Here is a 20,751-nt window from a genome sequence, read left to right as displayed (position 1 = left end):
TGTACCTCCTTTTTAAAAATCTAGATCTAAGTCTCCGTAGCGATCCTCCTCTACTTTTTCCTGATATTGTTTTTCGTAGGCCTTAAAGAATGGATAATACATCGCTACTGCAAGTAGCAAAACGACAGCAACCAGTACCAAAGAGCGAATATCTAAAGTCGCAAGAAAAGGTGCAAGTGGAAGTGGTACATCTGCTACAAAAAAGATAGGTGGATTGACCCAACCTTGTCGAAAAACAAACCATTGAAATACCGCTAATAGCGGAGTTCCAATAACAAAAGGTACAAATAAGTAGCGATTCATTACCACGGGAACACCAAAGACAATTGGCTCTGATACAGACCAAAACATCCCCGAAACCGCTGCTTTCCCTACTTCTTTAAAGGTCTTTTTAGAACTAAACAAGGATAGGATTACCAAGGCCCCTGTTAGCCCAGAACCCGTCACACTAAAAAAATAATCCCACAAATTCGGTGTGAAAATATGCTCAGGAGTTTGCCCAGCTGCAAGAGCAGTTAGATTTGCTTGAAAATTGTTCACAGCAAAAAAGAGGACAAACGGAACCAAGACGCCATAACCGTTGATACCAACATACCACAAGAGCATCTCCATAAAAACAATGAGAAAAACGACCAAGGGATGATCCAATGTCACGTACTCAAAACAAGAAAGGAGAGAGTGAACAGATAACCACTGCGCTACCACCCACAAACCTCCAAATACCAGGATAAGATAGAGCACCTGACAGAAGTATTCCATCCCCTTCATCGGTAAAGATATAGAGCGCAAAAAACGCTCCAGCACTTGATGGTAGACTTGAAGAATCCCTGCACTGACAAGAAGCGAGAGAAAGGCGGCAGGCATATCTACAAGGGCCGAATTCCCTTCTCCTTTCAAGAGAAAGAAGACAATGACACTACAGCCATAAAACAGGTATCTTGTCTGATCTCGAGCAACTAAATAGGCTAAAAAAACCAGAAAAATCCATGAAAAATGTTGCGTCAAAAGCCCTAACAATTCGGTCGTCATCTGATTGAGCAATGGATAGCCTAAAGAGTGAGTGATAACCTTGAGCATGGCAAGAGCAGACATTGTCATCATCAGAATATTTAGGTGTATAAAGCATTGCTTCAAACCTTGAAACCAGTTATTTTTTTCAATTGTAGCAACCAAGGGCAACATCAACTTCTGAAATCGTTCAAGCCTATGATGAAATCTATCTCCTAGCACTCTTTACCCCTCTGAATTGGTCTTTATCAAATAGATGGCTTCTTTTAAGATATTTGCTGCATTCATGGTTCCGTAATCGGCCGCATGAATCACAGCTACCGGCACATGGTAAGGCCTAGCCTTCTCTTCAATTTCTTCTTTTCGGTGGCCAATCTGTGGCCCTAATAAAATAACTTGATACTTCTCTAAAATCTTTTCATCAATGCTTCCCGCCGGTACCGCATCGATGGTCACATTGCTACTTGATAGCTTCTCACTCGCTTCAACGATACTTCTCATTTTACCGACAAGTATGCTAGTAGAGGCGCCTAAATTACAAGCTAAACAGATTGATAATGTTTCCATCTTATTCTCCTTCTTTATATAACAAAATAAATTCTTCAACAATGGTAGACATCAAAATAGTATTCATCAGCGTTCCTTGGGCATGAACCAACAATACATTCACTTGATTTTCCTCACCATTCATCTCCTTCACAATCAATTGTGTTTGCAGATTATGGGCCTCATTCATCAATTGCTCTGCTTCTGCTCTTTTTTGTGTTGCAATCTCAAAATGGTGTCTCCTAGCTTCTCGCAACGCTTCTACTAATAGTGAAAAAGCAGTTCCTGCTTTTGAAATCAATTCAAAAGAAATCTCGTTCATCATCTTCCCTCTTTTTTTCCTAATAAAGTATTTATTTTTTGTATACATTTCAAACGATTGCCGCTATCCCGCAGGGTAAATAGCGATTCTTCCTGCGTAATCCAATGGATCAAGCCTTCAATTACCGGGTAGGAATTTTGTTTATCCATCGCAACGACAACGATGACTTGTATGGGCATCCCATCTGTCGAAGGGAAAATGACCGGCTCTTCAAAGACGTGCATACTGAGTCCATTTTGTCTCACACCGTCTTCTGCTCCAGCATGGACCAACATCACACCAGGAGCAATGACCATGTACATCCCGAATTGTTCGATATTGCGAATAATTTTTTGGGTATAGCGTTCTTCAATGCTACCGTGTTCTAGTAAGCATTCCGAGCTAAGTTGTACAGCCTCTCTCCATGCCAATCCCTCATGATTTTGATGATAGACGAGCATCGTCGGATCAAAGACAAAATCCACAGAAGCAATCGATGGTTTCTTGATAACATTGCTTGCTAGAATGTTGATAATCTTCGCTTCTATCCGATCCATCTGAATCTGATCGCCCAATTCTTCTACTAGAACTTCCATAATCTGCGAGAGCTTAGTCACATCGCGAGCGGGTGTTACACACATTTGGCCCATCAATAGGGGCTGGATTTTTTGCAAAAAGGCTTCTGAAAAGGCGTTTTCTGTATAAATCACTTTTTCTGAATCCACTTCTGGTAGTTTAATCGTGGTAATAATGTAATCGTAATCCTGAAGCTGTTGCGGCTTAAATTCAAAAACCGCTATCGTATCAATATAGCTCTCATCGACAAAGCGTGCGATACGTCCTTTTAAGACACGCGAAATAGCCCGTCCTTCTGCGCAAATAATGAGAATCCGCGGACAACTTTGACACACTACTGGGTGATCATCAATACCATTGATGTAATAAAGAGTCACCAAGGCGGCTTCTGATACGGTCACATGTTGAAATAGCTGCCCCTTGTAGGAACGGAGCGCTGTAAAAATAATCTGAAATAACTCAGGATGCGTTTTGACGAACTCTAAATTGACATCTTGCATCGGATTGTGTTGCTTTTGCCGCAAAATGAAGCGCTGGAGATGGCGCGTCAATACTTCTGTAGAATGTCGTGATTCGACCAGTCGAAATGCGGATGCGATTTTAGCATTCAGGTACGCCAGTAAGTCCTGTGCCAACTGTAAGTCTTCAATTTTTTGTTCATGATTCATCTCTAAACTAGATAGGAACTGGCTCAGTTGCTTCAGCCTTTCTTGTTGGCTTGGATTAGGCGCTTCCTTTTCCACCTTCATCAATTTATAATTGAGAATCATCATATTCAAAAAGGCCGTATCATCCATCTGATCATCTACCGTCTTGGAATATTCAATCGTTTTTTCCAAGGCTTCAAAGAGCACATCTAATTCAAAAATATCAAAGAAAACCAAGTCGCCTACTTTAGAGTAGACATTGTCCTTGTAATAGAAACTGTAGATTTCCCGGATATTGATTAATTTTTTTAGAATCGATACAAAGAAAGCAAATCGCTTAAAGCTGTATTCTGGTATACGATAGCCTCGTCTCAGCACATAGTCCAGTTGAATCGCTTCCCTCGCACATCTTTTTTTAACCTTTTCAAGCAGGTTGACAATGCTAGTTCTAGAAGATCCTAGCACTTTTGTAAAATAATTAATCGGAATATAGTCATCTGCGATGAGGAGCTTCAGTAAAATGAAATATTCCATCTGTCGGGGAGTAAATTTGAACTGCCCTGGTGTTGTATGAGACACAAAAAAGGTAAATTCTTCTAGGACTCTTTCTCGATTTCCAATCACAATACAGTCCTTCTCCACCTTTAACAAACTGGCTTTTCTGCTTCGTAAAAACTGATTGATTTTCCCTATGGTGTATCGAATCTGATTATCAGACAGGCCCAATCTTTGGCGGATATTTTCGATGTCCAGCCCATCTTTTTGTTCTAAAATGAACCGGAGTAAGTCAATTTCCCGCTGGGTCAACTTCATGGTACTCCTCCTTAGCACTAGCTTCTTTCTAGCATCATCTTCTCACTCATTTTATTGAGTAGCTTAAGAAAACTGCCGATTACTATCACCAAACAGGGCGGATAAACCACCACTGCAAAAACTGCCATTAACAACAAAGCAAATAAGACAATCCAACTGGGAACACCCAAAACCAACCCTCGCATCCCTTGATAGACAAGAGCCATAGATGGGACATAACCCCTAGCTAATTGCCATATACCTGTTGTCAAGAGTGAAAAACTGGTAATACTCAATACTGTTAGTAAAAAGCTACTGACAATGACCAAAAGATTCGGCAAGACTGGAAGAAGCTGAAGATTTAGGAACAGAATAGCTAAGAGAGCATAGACCAGAATCTGCGCCCCTATACAAACTGCAATAACCTTCTTGTCTTTTGTAACTGTCCACTTGCTATCTGATAGTGGAGCCAGATATACAAACGCAATCAATAGGCTGTATACCCCTCCAACGACCGTCAACAAGCCCAGCACAATCATCATACTCACGATGATGATATCCATCAATTTTGCTTGCCATTCTATTACTTTTTCTTTCATCGCCTTGCCTACTGTTTCACAGCCCCTTCTGTAATACCTGCAATCAACTGTCTACTAAAGATTACAAATACAATCAATAATGGAATCGTTGCTAATAGCGTTCCTGTAATGACCAATGGATAGTTAACGGTGTAAAGTCCTTTTAGCTGAGTGAGCGCCAACATCAAGGTATACTTTGACTCATCATTCAAAATAATCAACGGCCACACATAATCATTCCATGACCCCATAAAGGAATACAGGGCTAAGAAGGCCAATGCTGGTTTCATGATAGGGAGTGCAATCTTAAAGTACACTTTAAAGGTCGAACACCCATCTAATTTTGCTGATTCAATGAGACTATCCGGTATCGCATCTGTACAGTATTGCTTAATCCAGAAAATCCCAAAAGCATTTGCCATCCCTGGAATAATCAATGCTTTATACGAGCCAACCCAACCTAACTTATCCATCAAATAGAAAGATGGAATAATGTTTAACTGTCCTGGAATCATCATCGTTCCCAATAAAAAGGTAAACAAGAAGCCCTTGCCTTTAAATTTTAATTTTGCAAAGGAAAAGCCTGCCAGGGAATCAAAGAACAAAATAAGTATCGTTGATGTAATTGCAATAAAGAGCGTATTGAGTACCGAATGAAAGAACGATGTCTCTCTAAACACAGTCTCAATATTATGAAATAACTCAGAACCAAGTAGTAAATTGGGTGGAATCTGATAGATTTCCTTGTTCTGCTTACTGCCCATCACTAACATCCAGTAAAATGGAAAAATGGATAGAACCACACCAATTCCTAGAAAAATTCTCACGAATAATTTAAACGGCTTATTTCCCATACCTACTCTCCCTTGATGCGATAAGTCGTCAAATACCAGTTTAATAATGAGAAGATCATGATAATAATCACCAAAGCCCAAGCGATTGCGGACCCGTATCCATAATCATTATTAGAAAACGCTGTATTATACAAGTAATAGACAATAGTCATCGCACCACCTTCTGGCGTAGCGCCTTGCGGTACGAGAACCTGCGCTTCTGAAAATACCTGCAAACCACCGATTGTCGACATCATCACAGTAAATAAGATAATCGGCTTTAATTGCGGAATGGTAATGTGACGAAAGATTTGAAAATTCGTCGCCCCATCCATTATGGCCGCCTCATAATAATCATTTGGAATTTTCGTAATACCTGTCAGATAGATAATGGTATTGTATCCCAGATACATCCAAATATTAATGAGGGCGATAACAATCCGAACCCAGAATGTCGAGGTCACCCACTTTATCGGTGCCAAACCTAAAAACTGCAATAAACTATTTGCAAGACCATCCAGATTGGAGAAAATCAGACCAAACAGGATGGTAACTGCAACAACAGAAGTAATATTCGGTAAAAAGAAAATGGCCTTTAACAATTCTTTATGCTTCACAAACTTTAGATTGATCATAAAAGCCAACACCAAAGCTATAAAGAGCATCGGGAAGGTTCCAACTGCCCAAATAATCAATGTATTTTTTACGGATAGATAAAAATCCGCATCATGTATCAATCGGATAAAATTTCCCCATCCGACAAATCTCATTTCTCCCAGACCATCCCATTTGTTAAACGCTAAAATACCCGCAAATACAATGGGAAAGAGGCCAAAAATCAAAAACAAAATATAAAATGGAGAAATAAAAAGATAGGGAACATACTTGTCAATATCTTTTTTCTTACTCATCGTCCTACCTTTCATCTCTTTGAAAGATAAGTTTTGCTAGTAGAACACATTATCTACTAGCAAAACAATGTTCTATCAACTATTTAGAGATTTCTTCTACCTTTTTCATCGCATCATTCCATGCTTGTTCAGGATCTTTTCCTTGTTCTGCAACAAGAGTCATCTGATTTTCAAAACATTCAAAGGCAGCAGATTCACGTGGATCAAATGGAATGTACTCCAAGGCATTCGCTGCTTCAATAAAGTAATGATTGTATTGCTCATTACCGAACAATTCATGTTTCACATTGGCAAATTCATCATCAAATACTTTTTTATTTGCTGGGAAGAGCGCCAACTCTTTATAGTTCACTCGTTGGCTTTCTTCATTAGTGAGATATTTAACCACTTCAGCTGCTTCTTTTGGATGAGCAGTTGTCTTGATAACTGCAAGATAGGAACCACCATAGTTGGATGGTAAGAATGGTGATTTCGCAATCAACCATTGCTCAGGAGAAGCTCCATCTTCAGCCAAGTCATTGATCCCCCAAGAGGCTTCAATCATACCACCAAATAGGCCTCGTTGAACGGAGTTTGCACCATCGGCACTATTTCCTTTTGCCCCAAGTGTATAGCCATTCTTTTCTGCCATAACAGCATAATCCCAGGCTTTTTTCAATTCGCCATCAGCATAGATTAAGTTGCCATCTTTATCATAGATGTGCTTAGTCATCGCACGATAGCGTTGTTGAAGAAGAGACAATGAAGATTGGAACATCGGCATATCAGCTTTTTCCTTCATCTGTTTCGCCGCTTCCATGTACTTCTCATCACTACTCAACAACTCGCTGACTGACTTATCATCTGTTGGTAACCCTGCTTTTTTAAAGGCTTCAACATTGTAGAACAAAGCCGTTGGCCCAATATCAATCGGCATCGCAATCTGAGCTGATTTATCATTTGTAAAGCAAGAATCCCATTTCCACTCAACATAGTCTTTGGCTAGATCGGCTGTGCCATAGTCTAATAGATTCACAAAGCGATCACTATAAGGAATGTAGTCGGCAATGTTGCTATTGATTGCGGTAATATCTGGTGCTGATTTTGAATTTAGACTGGCTTTCAATTTGGTATCAAAATCCCCATTGGCTGGAATTTGCTTGAAGTTCAATTCATAATCAGGAAATTCCTTCTTTGCATTTTCGATAGCTGTGTCACTAATGGCACCATTATAATAGTTAATCGATAGCGATACCTTATCACTTGATGTTGACGAACTACTACCACAAGCACTAAGCAGAGCCCCACCTAGCAATACACTGCTCATCAATACCCATCTTGACCTGTTTTTCATCTGTATTTCCTCACTTTTTTAAATTGACAATAAATAATCAAAACTTTTTGCTAAACTATGTAGCATTCCAATCTTCGAGTAATCTTGTTCAATACAATAATACTCTACGCCGTTTGCTTCTCCCCAGCGAACAATCTGATCAAACCGTACATCTCCACTACCCAACTCCGTCAGGTTGTTGTCCATATCTTTAGGATCAAAGCCTTTTTTATAATCCTTCAAATGCACAATCGGAGCACGATACGAGAATTTTTTGAACTCTTCAACAGGATCTTTTCCTGCAACCGACATCCAATAAGTGTCTGGCTCAGCATAAATGCCCAAACCGTACTCTGGAGCAGTGATATAGTCCAAAACTGTCACACCCTCTATCTGGTTGTTAAAGTCATACTCTGGACAATGCAGACCAACACGAAAGCCTAGACCTTTTAACTGCTCTTGAACGCGCAATAGCTGCTGCTTGGTCTTGACATAGCCGTCCAAGTGCTGTTCTTCATCATCAATGTATTTATCATAGATTGTCTTGCAGTTAAAGAGCAAGGCCTCTTCAATGATACCGTCGATGTCATGAAAGAATCGATCATGCTTGATATGCATTCCAGCAATCTCAAAACCATATTGATCCACCAATGACTTGATTTCCTTAGGAGAATGACCACGCATTCCATCCAACTGCACGGCTTCAAATCCAATTTCCTTTAAAGCTTTAAAGGTTTCCTCTGGATTCTTGGCCAATTCCTTGCGAACCGAATAGAGCTGCGCCGCTATTTTCTTTTTCTCCACTGATTTCTACTCTCCTTTCCTTAAAGATTCCATTTCCTCATCTGAAAGGCGAATGTCCAATGCATCAAGCGAATCCTGAAGATGCCACTCTTCTTCTGGACCAATCGTTGCAAATACTGGAAATGGTTGATTTAATACATAAGCTAATGAAACTTGAATCGGTTTTACACCCTTTTCTCGCGCCAATCGATCACATATATCTAAGCGTTTCCAATTCAACTCGTTAAAATAGACATCTACAAATTCTTTTAATTCTGGATTATCCTTGTCTTCTTTTTTGAAGCGATGGCCAAAGAAGCCTTCCGCCTGAGCAGACCAAGCAATCAAAGGGAACTGATTGGCTTCATGCCAGTCTAGCATTTCTTGATTAGCTGTTACAGTATTGTCCCAGCGCTGACAGTTGACAGCAGCCAAACTTAAATTGGGGCTATTAAAGGATAGAGGATGCAACTGATGCTCCTGACAATAAGCTAGAGCTTCCTTGATTCGGCCCAAGGTCCAGTTAGATACTCCAAATGCTCGGATTTTCTGTTCATCTACCAGCTGACTAAGTGTCTCCATTAAAGGACCTACAGGATAGTTAATATCATCACGGTGGAGTAACAAAATATCCACATAGTCTGTACCAAGCATTTCTAAACTAGTCGTCAAGTCCTGAATAATATCCTCTGGGGTCACTCTCGGTGCGTGAGGTGCTTCTCGAACGGGATGACAACACTTGGTAATAATCGTATAGGCAGAACGCGGTTTCCCATTTAGCCACTCACCAATGACTGACTCGCTCTCTCTATAATGACGCGCAGTATCAATGGCTAATCCACCTGCATTGACATAAGCCCCAAACATCGCATGGACTTTTGACATATTGTTTAATTTCAGATAATCACTCGATCCCAAAATAATTTTAGATAGCCGAATTTCTCCACTGTCTACCTTTATGATTTCGTTTTTCACCAAGAAATCTCCTTTCTGTTTTTAGAAAGCGCTTACTTATACATATCCAGTCTACCATATACAAAAATGACTTTCAACAGAATGAATAACAAACTTTTACAAATTTTATACAAAAAAATGTTATTAATAAACTTGATTTTTAAGTCAATCTTGGTTATGGTAAAAGCATAGAAAATTTAACGAAAGGATGTTCTTGATGCTCACTTATCCAAACAAAACATTCACTATTTTACAGTTTACCGATATTCATATCGGTGAAGCACCTTTTAATCAGGAGGATCTCAAAAGTTTTGAAAAAATCAAGGCCACTCTTGAGTCAACACCAGCTGATTTGATTTGCATTACCGGTGATTTGATTTGGTCTGATGGCGTGAAGGACCCCCAAAAAGGATTGAAGGCCCTAGCAGACATCTTTAATCAGTACCCTATTCCACTAGCCATCACTTATGGAAACCACGACTCCGAACAATCCTTATCCCGTCAAGATTTGCAAGCCTTAGAACAAGAATACTTCCATTACCTAGCGCCAAAATCACATGTATTTTGCGATAGCCACCATAAAGAATGCTTTACCATTGAACTTTATAAAGACCAACGGTTAAGCAATGTGCTTTATTTCATTGATTCTGGAGCAGATGCTTTACTAGATATTGAAAGCTATGACTGGGTGTCCTTAGAGCAAGTAAACTGGTACAAAGAAACATCTCAACAATATTTGATGCAACACCCAGATTTGACTCACGATTTACTCTTCTTGCATATTCCACTCCCTGAATTTGAACAGGCAGGAGAACATATCATCGATGGGCATTATTGGGAAATGAACCCTCGTATCTCAGCCCCTAAATTAAATACTGGACTCTTCAGCCATATCTTGTATCAACACCACATACATGCTATTTTCTGCGGACACGATCACGATAATAACTTCGAGGGAGTCTTCTTAAACCATCGGTTTATCTATGGAAATGTTTCTGGCTATAATTGCTATGGTGTTTTACCACGAGGCTACCGATCAATCACTCTTTCTCCTGATAATATGGAAACTGAGATTCACACCTACTCATAAAAAATACCGAGAGAACACGGATACCCTGTTCTCTCGGTATTTTTTTCTTCAATCAATTTCTATCCCAATCCTTCTGCCTTTAGGCTATCTGCCAAACGTGCAAAATCTTCCAAGGTCAAAGCCTCCCCGCGGACAGACGGTTGCAAGCTAGCTGCTTCAAGCGCCGCTTCTAGCTTTTCTTTGACACCGTCTGCCTTGCCAAAATAGCTGGTCAGATTGTTCCACAAGGTCTTTCGACGATGGGTGAAGCTGGCTTTTGCCACCTTGAAAAAGAACTTTTCATCTGTCACCGCTACCGCGGGCTCTGGACGTCTGGTCATTTTCAAAATAGCGCTATCCACATTTGGCGCAGGCACAAAGACCGTGCGCGGTACGATAAAGGCTACTTTAGCCGTCATGTAATACTGCACCGCAATCGACAAGCTCCCGTAAGCCTTGGTGTTGGGCTCTGCTGAAATGCGGTCAGCCACCTCCCGCTGCATCATTACGACAAATTCGCTAAAGGGAATGCCACTTTCAATCAAGTGCATCAAAATCGGTGTCGTGATGTAATAAGGAAGATTTGCCACCACCTTAATCGGCAAGGCTGGATTTTTAAACTGCTTGACAGCTGCTTCCAAGTCGGTCTTTAGAATGTCCTGATTGACCACGGTCACATTGTCAAAATCACGGAGCGTATCCGCCAAAATCGGCACCAAACGCTCATCAATCTCAAAGGCCATAACCTCCGCTGCCCGCTCTGCCAAAAATTCCGTCAAAGCCCCAATTCCAGGCCCAATCTCAATGACATTGACCGCCTCATCAATCTCTGCCGTATCCACAATCTTCTGTAAAATATTGGTATCAGTCAAAAAATTCTGACCAAACGACTTCTTAAACGTAAAACCATGACGCTCCAAAATCGCACGCGTCACGCTGTAATCTGCAATATGCATACCTTCTTGTAACTCTCTTTCATTTCAGGGTTATCATTTACCCCACTATAAAAACAAACGTTTCCTACATCTCCATCAAACGCTCTACAACGCTCAACTTGCGGGCTGTCATGATACTGCCCAAGCGTTTTTCGAGAAAATTCGTGTACAAGCGTTTCTTTTTCGCATCACGGGGCAGGTACAAGTATAAGCACTCATGCCCTTGAACCAACTGTTCAGCTCCAAAATCTTCCCGCAGCAGCCTGTCCAAACTGTCTTGAGGAAGGAAATCATTGGTAAAGACCAGATGAATACGCGAACGATCAAGAAGCTCAGCAAACGGCTGTTCAGCTGCGGCTCTCTCCAACTGCTGAGGTGTTTTGACAATCACCGCCAAATCAGCCCCAATCCTAGCAACAATCACATCATGAACGATTCGCTTGACGTCTTCATCAGAGTGCTCTGTCTTCAATACGACATTCCCACTTTGAATGTGGGTCTTGACTTCTTTAAAACCCGCTTCCTCCAAAATTTCTACCAGATAAGACATCTTGGGAATGTGATTTTGCCCTGTCGGCATCACACCACGCAGCAATACAATCCTCTTATTCATACCCCTCCATAACCTTTTCGACTTCAGCTAGCGAGATGCCAAACAGCTCTAGGCGTTTCAAGAGCTGCTTGCCGTTGGTGTAGCCAATGCGGAGCTGCTCACCGAGGTACTCCCTACGCTTGCGGCTGTCTGATCCTGCCAGAAAGCCGAGGCGAATCAAATCGCTCCGTGCGATGTCAAAGGCAGGCCTTTCTTCCTCTGCACCTAAGACTTGCGAGAGGGCCTTGTCCAAGTCCTCAAAAGACGCATGCTCGATACCGAGCGACTTGCCCTTGGTCTTGGAGCTGGGTACTGCCTCATCGCGATTTAAAAAGGCGTGCTTGGCGGTCGGAATAGCCGCCATAATCAGCTTCCGAATCCGCTCACCGTTAAAGTCTGGATCTGTAAATACAATCACCCCATGCAGGTCATTCAAGCGCTTAATCCGCTCGAGATCCGCCTGCGAAATGGCAGACCCTCTGGTTTCATAGGTTTCTACCTCGTAAAATCGTTTGAGGTTAGCCGTATCATCTCGTCCTTCAACCACGATGATTTCTGTAATTTGTCTCTTTTCTCCCTTACTTGCTTGCATATATCTTCCCATTCGTTCTGATTCTCTTCGTCAAAAAATTGTAGTTGATCAGAACTGTCAATGACTCTAGTCTCTAATAATTTACAGATATACTGTAATTTGTCTTTTCTATTTAATTGTAATCCTAATACGAATTTTTTATTCTTTTTATCACTAATCACAACTTTACTATCAAAAATTGTATTATGTCTAAACTCATCCTCTTGCTGTAAACACGGAAGTGATGAAACATATTTTTCTCCAGAAGTCTCTTCCAAAACTCTAGAGAAAATATCTATCATCATTTGCCGTTGACTTTTTTGACTGTATAGCTGACCATATAAAGTGTAATCTATTGATTCTGAGTAACGCTGTTTAGATTTTTCAACAGAGTCTTGGGGAACTCCCATCAATTCCATAAACGACCAGACGTCTAATTTCTTAGCAATTAACCTTGTTCTTCTATGACATTCAATAAACATATCCTCATTTATATCTTTAGCATCTTCATTAACTACCCAATCACCTTTCTTTTCATTGGATAAAACAACCAAATATTTCTTATTATTAATATTTTTTTCTATATGTTCCAAAGCATCTAACCAAAAAATAGCATCCGAATAACTCCTATTAATGGGAATAGAATTCATAATAATATATTTATCTTTTTTACCATCATCTTCAAATCCAGGAGAAACTCTTGCCTGATAGCGAGAAGAAATTATTGATTCATATTTTTTTATTTGTTCTTCTGTATACATCTCACCTAGTTGAACATCATCTAGCCACCTTGATAAAGCCTCTACAATCTTTTTAGAATATTTCTCTATATAAAACTTCTTATCAAAATCTGCTTTATTCTGTTTTTCAAACTCAGCTGACTTTTCTGATAATTTTTTATTAATCTTATCATTAAGAGTATTTACTTCTTTCTCTATATCCTCTTTCAACAAGTTTTTTAAATCTTCTTCAAATGATTCTATTGTACCAATAAATGTTTTAAAACCATCTTCCTTGTCTTGATTTTTGATTTTTTCACGTATCTGTTCACAAATACGTTTCTCTATTAAACTAGATGATAAAATATTTTTTGTATTTTTTAAATTATTTATCGTCTTTTCACACTTATCTATATTAGATGCTGTCTGAGTAATAGTAATTTGTTCGTTATTGATATACTCTTGTTGAGTAATAAAGGGGATGTAGCAACTATCTTTAATTTTATTAAAATTCTTTATTAACTTTCCCCCTAACTTCATATCTTTTAAAGGATACAATAAGCAATTAGTATCAATAATAATTACCGATTCTTCTATAAGATCTTTTTTACTTATTGATTCCTTTTTTTGTGCTAAAACATCTTTACAATACTTTATATAATTCATAATTATAAACCTCTCAATTCAATACTTTCTACTTCACTTCTAAATTAAATATCTGCAGGGCATTTTGGTAAGTCGCACTTGCGACTTCTTCGCTAGATAAACCGCGGAGCTCTGCGATTTTATCGACCACATAGCGGGTATAGGCGGTGCGATTTTCCCGTCCACGTTTGGGAACAGGAGCTAGATACGGAGCATCGGTTTCAACCAAAATTTTATCTAGTGGCAAGTGAGTCGCTGCTTCTTGAATATCCGTTGCTTTCTTAAAGGTGACAACACCTGAAAAGGAAATGGTCATCCCAAGCTCAATAAACCGCTCTGCCATTTCCAAAGAGCCTGAATAAGAGTGCATAATCCCGCCACGAGGTCCCACGCCCTCGCTCTTGATGATGTCATAGGTGTCCTCTAAGGCATCGCGGGTGTGGACAACAAAGGGCAAGTCCAACTCTTTTGCTAAAGCAATCTGCCGGCGAAAGACCTGCTCCTGCACCTCTTTAGAAGCCGTCATCCAGTGGTAATCCAGCCCAATCTCTCCCAGGGCGATGACCTTATCGTGCTGCAATTGCTCACGCAAAAACTGCTCAACCTCGTCAGTATAGGTACCAGCTTCAGTCGGATGCCAGCCAATGGTCGCATAGACTTGCTCATAGCGAGTTGCCAAGTCCAAGGCACGTTTAATCGTCGGCTTATCAAAGCCCACCACATTCATTCTAGTCACGCCCATTTCTGCTGCTAAGGCTAATTCCTCATCAGCCCGTCCTTCAAACTCTTCAACGTTGAGGTGGGTATGGGTATCAAAAATTTGAATCATTTTTTCTCCTGTACTATTTGCAACTCAAAAACTCATTTTCTTTATTATACCGCTTTTGCCATAAAAAAACCAACAGACTCGAGTTTCTGCTGGCTTTTTTATCGTTTTATTATGCCACTGCAAGCACTTTGCGTCCTTTACGACGACGAGCTGCTAACACGCGACGGCCGTTTTTAGTTGACATACGGTTACGGAATCCGTGTTTGCGTGCGCGACGGATTTTACTTGGTTGAAAAGTACGTTTCACGATGAATACCTCCTCATAGATTTTGTATTCGTTTAGCCGGCTAGTTTTGATCAGTTACTAAACATACTTTACTATTCTATCTGATTCTGTCGGCTTTGTCAAGCTATTCTGGCTAGTCAAGTCTTTAAATTTCAATAATTTACCTATTTGCATGAAAAAGCGAGAGAAAAAATAGAAATTTTCAAGAAAAGAGGCTGGGACAAACCACGATGAGCGCGTCGCGCTCACCCACAAACATATGAAAACTCGCATAAAGCCCTCATTAGGTGTATACTCCTAGTGAGGGCTTTGTGGTTGATATTTTATTGAAAAATGAATCGAGGGACAAACTAATCCAGTCTACCTACGAGCACCCCAAAATATCGCCTTTATGGCATGAGTATAAAAATACGAATCTTTAGGTAGATAAGTCCTCATTATTTTGTTATGCAAGGAGGAAAAAAGATGGATATCCTATATAAGTCTTGTGCAGGCATTGACGTTCACCAAGCTATGATAGCTGTTTGTGTGTTACACGGCTCTCTCACTACTACTCGTCCTAAACGTGAAGAGGCCCAGTTCGATACAACAGCAGAAGGTCTTAAAGAGTGTCGCGATTTTCTAAAAGCATTGGATGTTCAGGTTGTTGGCATGGAAAGTACTGGCGTTTACTGGAAACCTATTTGGCATGCGCTCTGTCATGATTTTGAACTCATCTTGGCTAATCCAGCACACATGAGAACTATCCCTGGTAAAAAAACAGATAAGAAGGATGCATTGTGGATTGCCAAACTCACCCGTATCGGACTTCTTCCAAAAAGTTTTGTACCCGAGGAAAGGATTCAGGAGATGAGAGAGTTGACTCGTCAACGAAAACATCATGTAGAAACACGTAACCGAGAAGTGAATCGGATTCACATGATTCTTCAATCAGGTGGTATCAAGCTCACTACCTATATTGAAGATATTATGGGGAGTTCCGGTCGCAATTTGATGAATCTTCTTGTTAAGGGAGAACAGATAACTCCTCAAACCATTCGAGACAACGTATACACTAGTTTAAAACGGAAAGTGCCTCAGCTCGAAAAAGCTTTGGATGGTTATTTTTCTGAACATCATCGGTTTATGCTTGAGGAGTCCTTAGAGATATATGATTTCTACCAAAGGAAAATCCACTCATTAGAAGAACGAATAGAGTCCTATCTCGCCGAATATGAGAGAGAAGTAGACATTTTAGAGAGTATATCAGGAATTGATCACATTACGGCTTCGGTCTTTCTAGCTGAAGTTGGTGCTGATATGAATCAGTTTCCAACAGTTGGACAGTTGAGTTCATGGACGGGCTTATGCCCAGGAAATCATGAGAGTGCAGGCAAGAAGAAAAGTACTAGGATACGACATGGAAATGCTTACTTGAAGAAATGCTTATGTCAAGCTGCTTTTGCGGCCAAGCGACAGAAAGGAAGTCCCATATCCCAACGATTTAACAGATTACGGGCTAGAAGAGGACCACAGAAAGCCACGATTGCCATTGCCCATTACTTACTGAAACTAGCCTATGAACTCTTATCAACGAATCGAACCTATTCTGAATATTACCAACAAAAAAGATTGTTAGAGACGAGCTAACAATCTAATACATAAAAAGTTTCACCTATAGTATATCATAGGGGAGGATTTTTTGCACTTTTTTAGTTTTCGTATAAAAAGTCCCATATCTCCTTACGTTTTATAGTTTTAACAGTTTGACGTATATATTAACAGTCCAGTGGACTGTTAATACCTGAGCTCGGAAACTAGAAAGCGAAGACAGTCAGGGGAGTGACTATTGATACCCGAGCCTAGAAATCCGAAAGCGAGGCTTGTCTCTGGGTTCAATGCTCCAGTGGAGCATTGAAGAGAACAGAAAGTTGTGAGCAACTTATCCATGACGTTGATAAATCAACATTCTATTAGAAGAGGCTAGCGAAGAAGCGTTCGCTAGCCTTATTTCTAACCTTCCACAATTCTCAATTGTGGAAGCTAGTCAACTTGCGAGGGTGGGAGTAAAATAATCCAGTGGATTATTTTAGCCCGAACCTAGAAATAAAGGAGTGAGGATAATCGATTTCTACGAAATCACGATTGAGTCCCACTCCCTATCCATTTTTAGTCATGTTTTCCTTCGATGTCCACCACCACATAACGGTTTGGCTCGCTACCTTCTGAATAGCTGGTCAAGCCGTCCATTTTGGAAATGATGCGGTGAATAATCTTGCGTTCGCTACTAGACATTGGGTCTGTATGGTAGGCCTCTTGTTCCTCCAACACCCGTTCAGCTAGCTTTTGCGCATATCCTTGCAAGACTTCTGCCCGATGTTCTACATAGTCATTGACATTGATTGTAATATAGAAATTACGCTCGTAACGATTGTAGAGGAAGTTTTGCGCCAAGAGTTGCAAGGACTTCAAAACTTTTCCATGGTAGCCAATGACGCGTCCTGGCTCATCCGTATCCACTTGGAGATTGATTGTACGGCGATTGTGGGTTGTTTCGATACGGGCTTCCACATCCATGTCATCTAAGATTTCTTGGATATAGGCAGAGACTTCTGCTACCACTTGGTCAATGTCGTATTGTTGCTCAACCTTGATATCTAAGTCATCAAACGATTCGGCTTTAGCTGCTTCAGGCTCTGCTCCTGCTACGATATCTTCGTCTTTAAGAATCTCGATGCGACCTGTTTCAGCAAGAATGGCCTTCGCATCCTTCTTGTTTTTCAAGATTTTAGCCTTTACTGTATCTTCTAAATGCTGACCCGTTTTTTCAAATTCTTTGACTGCTGCAACCACTTTCCCAAGGTCAATCGTTGCTTCAGAAACACTTTTAACCGGCTCATTGAGCTCATTGACCTCACTTGGAACACCACGAACAGCCTTTTGATTGGCTTTAACAACCGTGGTTTCATCAATAACATCGATGTCGACTTGAGCAGGCTTTTTCCCAAATCCTAAAAATCCTTTTTTTTCACGTGCAAGTACGGTGATGTGTGCTCTCTTACGAGGAATGTTTAATTCTGCTAATCCATTCTGGATCGCTTCTTCTACTGTTGCTCCTGTAAATTTCATCTTTTATCTCCTAATATCCTATTTCTTTTTCCGAGCCTTTTTCTGAGCTTTTCTGATTTTAGCTTGACGCTCCTTCTCCGCTGCAACTTTGGCTTCTCGTTCCGCAATGATTTTAAAGGGATTGTTCAAGGCCAAGATTTGGAAGACCTGATAGGCATTTGATACCGTCCAATAAAGAGTGACCCCACTTGCTGCTGTTAGGGCAAACATCAAAATCATCAGTGGCATCGCAACCATCATGACGGTCATGGCGCCATTGCGCTCTGGCGCAGCCTTATTGCTCAACCACATACTCAAGAATGTCAACACAGTGGCTAGAATAGGCAAGATATAATAAGGATCGGTCTCCCCAAGATTTAACCAAAGGAACTGTCCAACCCGCAAGTCTGGCACCCTTGTAAGCGCCTGATAAAGAGCCAACAAAATCGGCATCTGGATAAAGACTGGAATCATGGACGCTGACATTTTGACGTCATTGTCCTTGTAGAGCTTCCGCGTTGCTTCCGTGAGAAGCTGTCTGCTCTCCAAATCTTTTCCTGGATACTGCTCTTGCAAAGCTCGCAATTGAGGCTGCAATTCCTGCATTTTCCGAGATGAGGTCATCTGCAATTGGAAAAGCGGCAAGAGGAGCGTACGGACTAAGATGGTAAAGAGAATAATCCCCACTCCCAACTGTCCATTGATAGACAACAATTTGATGATACTTGCGAACCAATAAATCAATCGTTCCCAAGCATCGGTCGATTGGCTAGTCACATCTCCCCTACCACAAGCCGTCAGTAAAAGCAGGGATAAAGTGAGCAGGCTAGCCCATTTAACTTTCTTTTTCAAGAGAAACACCTTCCTGGTATAGTTTAGCTAGTTTTAAAACATGCAGAAGATTTTGCTTGATTTCTTGATAGGATAACTCCTCGACCCCTTTACGAGCAATGACTACAAAATCATCTGTTGCTAGATAAGGAGCGCATTCCATCAGAACATGCCGAATTTTACGTTTAATTCTATTGCGCGTCACTGCATTTCCCAATTTTTTACTGACAGATAAACCGACTCGGAAATGCGCTTGCTCCTTAGCCAATCGATAAATCACAAACTTCCGGTTGGCTACATTTTTGCCCTGTGTAAAAATATCGTTAAAATCACGTTCACGCTTCACACGATACGTTTTCTTCAAAATCTAACTCCATCTTTCAAAATTACTTCTATTATACCATATTTTTCAAAAAAGCCAATAAACTGCTTAGTTATGCCCTTTCCCACGATTTTTTACAGATTTTTTTAAAAATTTATGGTATGCTAATTGCACTACAAAATAAGAGGAGCAGGTTATGTCAGAATACTGGAACGCCTATCTGGAAAACAGGGAGAAAACAGACGTCATTTTAGAGCGGGGCAAGGCTATTCCCACAGGACTTTATCACTTGGTCGTCGAATGTATCATTGCTCACAAGGACGGAAGCATTCTGTTCATGAAGCGAGACAGCACGAAACCCGCCTTTCCCAACTATTTTGAAGCAACAGCAGGTGGCTCTGCACTGCTTGATGAAGACCCTAAAACAGCGATTCTTCGTGAAATACATGAAGAAACTGGCATCCAGCTAGAAGCTAGTCAGCTCATTCATCACCACGACTTTGTTGCGCACGAACACCAATGTATCTTCGACCTCTATTGGGCAGAAGTCGACTGCAAGAAGGACAGCATTGTCCTCCAAGAAGGAGAAACGACTGATTTCATCTGGGTGGCACGCCAAGACCTCCCAGCCTTTTTAGATACCGCGCGCGTCATTCCGCGACAAAAAGAGTATGTCGAGCGGTTGTTTTTAGAAAAAGAGTAGCCCAAAGACAAGAAGCAAACTGATGATGCCATGAACGAGAAAATGAGACAGGTGAACCTGACCAAAGACGAATTTTCCCCCCAAGGGACGAATCACCCAAGCAAGAAAAAGACTAGCAATCAACAATCCTTGACAGGTAGCCTTGTCACCATTCCCTAGAACGGCTAACAGCGCTAGTAACATTGGCAGAGCATACACAATCCGCCAAACCGCAGAAAGCTGATTTTTCATGGATAGAGCCGCCACAAATGGCAAAGAAACATACACACTGATGAACATTTGAAACATATTTTCCTCCTTTTTTGCCATTAAATCATGAGGGGCTAAGCCCCTGTCAAGCATTTTTGAAAGGAAGAGCGATGAAAACTGGACAAATCACCCAAACCTATCACATCAGCCGAGATACACTTCGTTTTTATATCACGAAAGGCTTGCTTGCCCCAGCGATTGTCCAAGGCCACTACAAGTGGAGCAAAGATGATTGCAAGGACTTGGAAAATATTCTCCAATTAAGAGAACTAGGACTGTCTATCAAAGCCATTAAACGCATGAAAGAAGTTCACGATACCATGTGCGGTACAAGAGAACAATGGCTAGAAAACCGCCAAGTCTTGCAAGATGAAATCGCAGAGCGCAAAGCTCACATCCAGCAACTAGAACAGCAAATCCAAAACATGACAGAGTTGCTAGAGCAGTTAAACGAGAAAATAGCAGAAAAAGCCTAGGAAAAAGCCTAGGCTTTTCATTTTATTTATGTGGCTTTAAGCCCAGTCTCGCTCCGATAGGTGCGAGACAAATCAACCACCCGCTATGCGGGTGCGCATCGACTGTTATACAAAAAATCTCCAAACGCAATACAATAAAGGTGTTCAAGCCTACTGTAAAGCGAAAGGAGATACTAATATGGCACAAAAGGCACATAGTTTATCGCACACAAAATGGATGTGTAAATATCACATTGTGTTTACCCCTAAGTATAGA

At 40.8% G+C, this 20,751-nt stretch carries 24 protein-coding genes and 1 pseudogene; 5 read left to right on the top strand and 20 right to left on the bottom strand.

The window, feature by feature from the left end; translation table 11 throughout:
* Window positions 1-12: 12 nt before the first annotated feature.
* The 10 genes from BU202_RS06160 to BU202_RS06115 form a co-directional block, all read right to left on the bottom strand.
* Window positions 13-1,230, bottom strand: coding sequence for a PTS transporter subunit EIIC (locus BU202_RS06160; protein ID WP_142354769.1), 1,218 nt, complete (start codon window positions 1,228-1,230; stop codon window positions 13-15).
* Between the two features lie 3 nt (window positions 1,231-1,233).
* Window positions 1,234-1,575, bottom strand: coding sequence for a PTS sugar transporter subunit IIB (locus tag BU202_RS06155; RefSeq protein WP_075104919.1), 342 nt, complete (start codon window positions 1,573-1,575; stop codon window positions 1,234-1,236).
* Between the two features lies 1 nt (window position 1,576).
* Window positions 1,577-1,879: a PTS sugar transporter subunit IIA gene (locus BU202_RS06150; RefSeq protein WP_075104918.1), complete on the bottom strand. Its 303-nt coding sequence runs from the start codon at window positions 1,877-1,879 to the stop codon at window positions 1,577-1,579.
* Window positions 1,876-3,891, bottom strand: a complete 2,016-nt coding sequence (locus BU202_RS06145; RefSeq protein ID WP_075104917.1) for a BglG family transcription antiterminator — start codon at window positions 3,889-3,891, stop codon at window positions 1,876-1,878. Before BU202_RS06145 ends, BU202_RS06150 begins: the two co-directional genes overlap by 4 nt.
* 17 nt (window positions 3,892-3,908) lie before the next feature.
* Window positions 3,909-4,469, bottom strand: coding sequence for a hypothetical protein (locus BU202_RS06140; protein ID WP_075104916.1), 561 nt, complete (start codon window positions 4,467-4,469; stop codon window positions 3,909-3,911).
* 8 nt (window positions 4,470-4,477) lie between these two features.
* A complete protein-coding gene (locus BU202_RS06135) occupies window positions 4,478-5,302 on the bottom strand; it encodes a carbohydrate ABC transporter permease (protein ID WP_075104915.1) in 825 nt (274 codons plus the stop codon).
* Window positions 5,303-5,304: 2 nt separating this feature from the next.
* Entirely contained in the window at window positions 5,305-6,192 is an 888-nt protein-coding gene (locus tag BU202_RS06130) for a carbohydrate ABC transporter permease (protein ID WP_075104914.1), read from the bottom strand.
* A 79-nt stretch (window positions 6,193-6,271) separates the two neighbouring features.
* Complete coding sequence (locus tag BU202_RS06125) at window positions 6,272-7,525, bottom strand: ABC transporter substrate-binding protein (RefSeq protein WP_075104913.1); 1,254 nt, start codon at window positions 7,523-7,525, stop codon at window positions 6,272-6,274.
* A gap of 18 nt (window positions 7,526-7,543) precedes the next feature.
* Window positions 7,544-8,308: a sugar phosphate isomerase/epimerase family protein gene (locus tag BU202_RS06120; RefSeq protein ID WP_075104912.1), complete on the bottom strand. Its 765-nt coding sequence runs from the start codon at window positions 8,306-8,308 to the stop codon at window positions 7,544-7,546.
* A gap of 6 nt (window positions 8,309-8,314) precedes the next feature.
* Window positions 8,315-9,262 carry an aldo/keto reductase gene (locus BU202_RS06115; protein ID WP_244149028.1) on the bottom strand — a complete coding sequence of 316 codons (948 nt, stop codon included), beginning with the start codon at window positions 9,260-9,262 and terminating at the stop codon, window positions 8,315-8,317.
* Between the two features lie 196 nt (window positions 9,263-9,458).
* Between BU202_RS06115 and BU202_RS06110 the strand changes: the two genes are divergently transcribed.
* Complete coding sequence (locus BU202_RS06110; protein ID WP_244149027.1) at window positions 9,459-10,331, top strand: metallophosphoesterase family protein; 873 nt, start codon at window positions 9,459-9,461, stop codon at window positions 10,329-10,331.
* A 59-nt stretch (window positions 10,332-10,390) separates the two neighbouring features.
* Here the strand turns inward: BU202_RS06110 and rsmA are convergent, their stop codons facing one another.
* The 6 genes from rsmA to rpmH all read right to left on the bottom strand — a co-directional run bounded on the left by rsmA (window position 10,391) and on the right by rpmH (window position 14,848).
* Entirely contained in the window at window positions 10,391-11,266 is an 876-nt protein-coding gene (gene rsmA, locus BU202_RS06105; RefSeq protein WP_075104909.1) for a 16S rRNA (adenine(1518)-N(6)/adenine(1519)-N(6))-dimethyltransferase RsmA, read from the bottom strand.
* A 64-nt stretch (window positions 11,267-11,330) separates the two neighbouring features.
* Window positions 11,331-11,858 (bottom strand): DUF1697 domain-containing protein, encoded by a 528-nt coding sequence (locus BU202_RS06100; RefSeq protein WP_075104908.1) that lies wholly within the window; start codon window positions 11,856-11,858, stop codon window positions 11,331-11,333.
* Window positions 11,851-12,429, bottom strand: coding sequence for a ribonuclease M5 (gene rnmV / locus BU202_RS06095; protein WP_075104907.1), 579 nt, complete (start codon window positions 12,427-12,429; stop codon window positions 11,851-11,853). The genes BU202_RS06100 and rnmV overlap by 8 nt, the downstream gene beginning before the upstream one ends.
* Window positions 12,333-13,793, bottom strand: coding sequence for a PIN-like domain-containing protein (locus BU202_RS06090; RefSeq protein ID WP_075104906.1), 1,461 nt, complete (start codon window positions 13,791-13,793; stop codon window positions 12,333-12,335). Before BU202_RS06090 ends, rnmV begins: the two co-directional genes overlap by 97 nt.
* Window positions 13,794-13,821: 28 nt before the next feature.
* Window positions 13,822-14,601: a TatD family hydrolase gene (locus tag BU202_RS06085; protein WP_075104905.1), complete on the bottom strand. Its 780-nt coding sequence runs from the start codon at window positions 14,599-14,601 to the stop codon at window positions 13,822-13,824.
* 109 nt (window positions 14,602-14,710) lie between these two features.
* Window positions 14,711-14,848: a 50S ribosomal protein L34 gene (gene rpmH, locus BU202_RS06080; RefSeq protein ID WP_018368178.1), complete on the bottom strand. Its 138-nt coding sequence runs from the start codon at window positions 14,846-14,848 to the stop codon at window positions 14,711-14,713.
* Between the two features lie 444 nt (window positions 14,849-15,292).
* On the opposite strand from rpmH, the gene BU202_RS06075 reads away from it, so the two are divergent.
* Window positions 15,293-16,456, top strand: coding sequence for an IS110 family RNA-guided transposase (locus BU202_RS06075; protein WP_075104904.1), 1,164 nt, complete (start codon window positions 15,293-15,295; stop codon window positions 16,454-16,456).
* Between the two features lie 519 nt (window positions 16,457-16,975).
* Here BU202_RS06075 and jag read toward each other — a convergent pair.
* Genes jag through rnpA form a run of 3 tightly spaced genes read right to left on the bottom strand, consistent with a single transcriptional unit; the run spans window position 16,976 to window position 19,109 of the window.
* Window positions 16,976-17,935 carry an RNA-binding cell elongation regulator Jag/EloR gene (jag, locus tag BU202_RS06070; protein WP_075104903.1) on the bottom strand — a complete coding sequence of 320 codons (960 nt, stop codon included), beginning with the start codon at window positions 17,933-17,935 and terminating at the stop codon, window positions 16,976-16,978.
* An 18-nt stretch (window positions 17,936-17,953) separates the two neighbouring features.
* The gene (locus BU202_RS06065) at window positions 17,954-18,766 is read right to left on the bottom strand and encodes a membrane protein insertase YidC (protein ID WP_075104902.1); all 813 of its coding nucleotides are present in this window, start codon (window positions 18,764-18,766) and stop codon (window positions 17,954-17,956) included.
* Window positions 18,750-19,109 carry a ribonuclease P protein component gene (rnpA, locus tag BU202_RS06060; protein WP_075104901.1) on the bottom strand — a complete coding sequence of 120 codons (360 nt, stop codon included), beginning with the start codon at window positions 19,107-19,109 and terminating at the stop codon, window positions 18,750-18,752. The genes BU202_RS06065 and rnpA overlap by 17 nt, the downstream gene beginning before the upstream one ends.
* A gap of 154 nt (window positions 19,110-19,263) precedes the next feature.
* Here rnpA and BU202_RS06055 point away from each other — a divergent pair, with 154 nt between their 5' ends.
* Window positions 19,264-19,770 (top strand): NUDIX hydrolase, encoded by a 507-nt coding sequence (locus tag BU202_RS06055; RefSeq protein WP_075104900.1) that lies wholly within the window; start codon window positions 19,264-19,266, stop codon window positions 19,768-19,770.
* Here BU202_RS06055 and BU202_RS06050 read toward each other — a convergent pair.
* Window positions 19,756-20,058 carry a hypothetical protein gene (locus tag BU202_RS06050; RefSeq protein WP_075104899.1) on the bottom strand — a complete coding sequence of 101 codons (303 nt, stop codon included), beginning with the start codon at window positions 20,056-20,058 and terminating at the stop codon, window positions 19,756-19,758. The genes BU202_RS06055 and BU202_RS06050 overlap by 15 nt on opposite strands.
* A gap of 71 nt (window positions 20,059-20,129) precedes the next feature.
* Between BU202_RS06050 and BU202_RS06045 the strand changes: the two genes are divergently transcribed.
* Both BU202_RS06045 and BU202_RS10405 read left to right on the top strand, forming a co-directional pair.
* Window positions 20,130-20,495 carry a MerR family transcriptional regulator gene (locus tag BU202_RS06045; protein ID WP_075104898.1) on the top strand — a complete coding sequence of 122 codons (366 nt, stop codon included), beginning with the start codon at window positions 20,130-20,132 and terminating at the stop codon, window positions 20,493-20,495.
* Window positions 20,496-20,673: 178 nt separating this feature from the next.
* A pseudogene (locus BU202_RS10405) lies at window positions 20,674-20,751 on the top strand (IS200/IS605 family transposase); the annotation flags it as partial.

Origin of the sequence: Streptococcus cuniculi (genome assembly GCF_001921845.1) — a bacterium.
Taxonomy (GTDB): Bacteria; Bacillota; Bacilli; order Lactobacillales; family Streptococcaceae; genus Streptococcus; species Streptococcus cuniculi.
Note: the sequence above shows the minus strand (reverse complement) of the source record. Positions and strands in the feature narration are given on the sequence as shown.

Bases quoted from the DNA above. Each gene is read 5' to 3' on its own strand.
- BU202_RS06090 (WP_075104906.1), bottom strand. From the start codon at position 13,793: ATGAATTATATAAAGTATTGTAAAGATGTTTTAGCACAAAAAAAGGAA.
- BU202_RS06110 (WP_244149027.1), top strand. From the start codon at position 9,459: ATGCTCACTTATCCAAACAAAACATTCACTATTTTACAGTTTACCGAT.
- BU202_RS06135 (WP_075104915.1), bottom strand. From the start codon at position 5,302: ATGGGAAATAAGCCGTTTAAATTATTCGTGAGAATTTTTCTAGGAATT.
- jag (WP_075104903.1), bottom strand. From the start codon at position 17,935: ATGAAATTTACAGGAGCAACAGTAGAAGAAGCGATCCAGAATGGATTA.
- BU202_RS06145 (WP_075104917.1), bottom strand. From the start codon at position 3,891: ATGAAGTTGACCCAGCGGGAAATTGACTTACTCCGGTTCATTTTAGAA.
- rsmA (WP_075104909.1), bottom strand. From the start codon at position 11,266: ATGCATATTGCAGATTACAGCGTGACGCGTGCGATTTTGGAGCGTCAT.
- BU202_RS06055 (WP_075104900.1), top strand. From the start codon at position 19,264: ATGTCAGAATACTGGAACGCCTATCTGGAAAACAGGGAGAAAACAGAC.
- BU202_RS06085 (WP_075104905.1), bottom strand. From the start codon at position 14,601: ATGATTCAAATTTTTGATACCCATACCCACCTCAACGTTGAAGAGTTT.
- BU202_RS06155 (WP_075104919.1), bottom strand. From the start codon at position 1,575: ATGGAAACATTATCAATCTGTTTAGCTTGTAATTTAGGCGCCTCTACT.
- rnmV (WP_075104907.1), bottom strand. From the start codon at position 12,429: ATGCAAGCAAGTAAGGGAGAAAAGAGACAAATTACAGAAATCATCGTG.
- BU202_RS06075 (WP_075104904.1), top strand. From the start codon at position 15,293: ATGGATATCCTATATAAGTCTTGTGCAGGCATTGACGTTCACCAAGCT.
- BU202_RS06125 (WP_075104913.1), bottom strand. From the start codon at position 7,525: ATGAAAAACAGGTCAAGATGGGTATTGATGAGCAGTGTATTGCTAGGT.
- BU202_RS06150 (WP_075104918.1), bottom strand. From the start codon at position 1,879: ATGATGAACGAGATTTCTTTTGAATTGATTTCAAAAGCAGGAACTGCT.
- BU202_RS06140 (WP_075104916.1), bottom strand. From the start codon at position 4,469: ATGAAAGAAAAAGTAATAGAATGGCAAGCAAAATTGATGGATATCATC.
- BU202_RS06130 (WP_075104914.1), bottom strand. From the start codon at position 6,192: ATGAGTAAGAAAAAAGATATTGACAAGTATGTTCCCTATCTTTTTATT.
- BU202_RS06100 (WP_075104908.1), bottom strand. From the start codon at position 11,858: ATGAATAAGAGGATTGTATTGCTGCGTGGTGTGATGCCGACAGGGCAA.
- BU202_RS06045 (WP_075104898.1), top strand. From the start codon at position 20,130: ATGAAAACTGGACAAATCACCCAAACCTATCACATCAGCCGAGATACA.
- BU202_RS06050 (WP_075104899.1), bottom strand. From the start codon at position 20,058: ATGTTTCAAATGTTCATCAGTGTGTATGTTTCTTTGCCATTTGTGGCG.